The 1,998-nt window shown below is 35.8% G+C and carries 1 protein-coding gene and 1 pseudogene; one reads left to right on the forward strand and one right to left on the reverse strand.

Translation table 11 applies throughout. From position 1 onward, the window contains the following. A pseudogene (locus AC220I_RS21805) lies at window positions 1–283 on the reverse strand (phage tail protein); the annotation flags it as partial. Between the two features lie 253 nt (window positions 284–536). Here AC220I_RS21805 and AC220I_RS21810 point away from each other — a divergent pair. Continuing rightward, entirely contained in the window at window positions 537–1,709 is a 1,173-nt protein-coding gene (locus AC220I_RS21810; RefSeq protein WP_486725979.1) for an IS110 family RNA-guided transposase, read from the forward strand. The last annotated feature ends 289 nt before the right edge of the window (window positions 1,710–1,998 follow it).

The following is a 1,998-nucleotide window of genomic DNA, read 5'->3' on the forward strand; positions in this document are numbered from 1 at the left end:
CATCTTCATAAAAAACGTAGGTAAACTTGATGTTTTCCACCTGAAAGCTAGAAGTTTCAAGTGGTCTTGAACTAAAAACGATATCGCGTTCAGTTTTTAATATATGGTTGACATACTCAGGTGCTTCTCTGCTTTCATCGACCGAGAGCACAGTGAAAGCATGGTTGTACTTGGTATTAAAATAGCGAGCTTCGTTAGCGCGTAGTCCTGCAAGTGCAATTTTCATTGGTGATGATTCAAGCCCGACTGTAGAGACTTCTTTAAAGTCAACAAGATATGCCATTTTAACCTTGTATACTAAATTTATCTTAGTATACTCTCCTTCCTTCGTTATTATTTTTATATAATTAATCAATAACATTGTGGAGTATTTCATTTTTCCTTACAGCTCGACTGTTTTTTGGAGGGTATAACCACAACTAGTATTGATAACAGGAATTAGCTGGTTAACCCTGAGAGGTTTTATTTACAAGGTAATGGCTTTATTAGACCGTGGTTTGACACACAGTGTTAAATAAGATATTAGGAGGACTACCATGATTTACGTCGGTATTGATGCTGCTTCTAGAAAGCACGACTTTGCAATCATGAATGAAAATGGTGAGGTGATTCATCAACCTACTACCATCACAAATGACTTGAAGGGATTTAAAAAGCTCCATACAGAAATCGCTTCCCATACAGAGCTTCCGGATGAAGTGTGTATAGGAATCGAGGAGACAGGCATCTACGCAAAGAATCTGTCATCATTTTTGCATTCAAGCGGATTCAAAGTCTTCAGTCTTAATCCGTTGCTAACATCCTTTAGCCAAAAATCTGTTTCGTTACGCAAAACGAAAACCGATAAAGTTGATGCAAAAGCCATCTGTAGATACATCAGGCTGAATCATTCGATTCTCAGCCCCTATACATCTACATTATACAATCTCGATGAGCTTAAGTCACTATCTAGGATTCGTTTTAAAAAGCTTAAAACGCTCTCTCAAGCTAAAATGGAATATACTCGTTTATTAATGATTATGTTCCCTGAATTTACTAAATATTATGATCAGCATGCCAAGTGGGCTAGGGAACTTTTTTGTAAATATCCCACAACGGCTCAAATCGCTAGAATGCACACTGATACTATTGTCAGTATGTTACGCATTAAAGGTGACCGTTTCCAGGCTGCTGTTCGCATTAAAGCATTAGCTAAAGAAACCATCGGTAGTATTTCAACCACTAACCAGATTCTTTTGACTTCTGCACTTGATGACATAAAACATTATGAAGTTCAAATTCAAGCCATTGATAAAGCTATTGATGAACTTATGGAACCTTTTGATTTCATCAAATCTGTACCCGGAATTGCTAACATCACTGGTGCCATGATTTTAGGCGAGATTGGTGATATCAATAGATTCAAAAGTGCTTCAAGCTTACTTGCTTTTGCTGGTCTTGACCCATCTGTTTTTGAATCTGGTGAATTTAAGAGTAATAAATCCAGAATTTCAAAACGAGGCTCTGCCTATTTAAGGGCTGCTATCTTTACCGCCACTAGAGTTGCATGTGTTGGAAATGGAAAAGACAATAAATTTAGACAGAAATATCTGAAGAAAAGATTACAAAACAAGCACCATACTGTTGCTATTTGCGCAGCTAGCAAAAACATGATCAACACTATTTTTACAATGCTGAAAACTGGAGAATTCTTCTCTTACAGTTACTAAACAGCAAAATTACTTCAATGATATGGGTTCACACCCTTGTTTAAGTGTGCCCATTTTTAAGAATCTACTACATACACAAAAGTTTAATAAGTTTTGACTAATTATCTTGACTTTTTAATAGCTGGCTCCTAAACCTAAAAAATATAAAATAACTTTATAAAATATAAATGTGATTAATACGCATCCTTAAGACCTGCCATTAATGCATTTTAACAGTATAGGGTTAAAATGATAGGGGGTCAAAACGGCTTAATTAATACATGAATGTGCCTTTTTTTCTTCGAACATA

Source organism: Fusibacter sp., assembly GCF_057447755.1.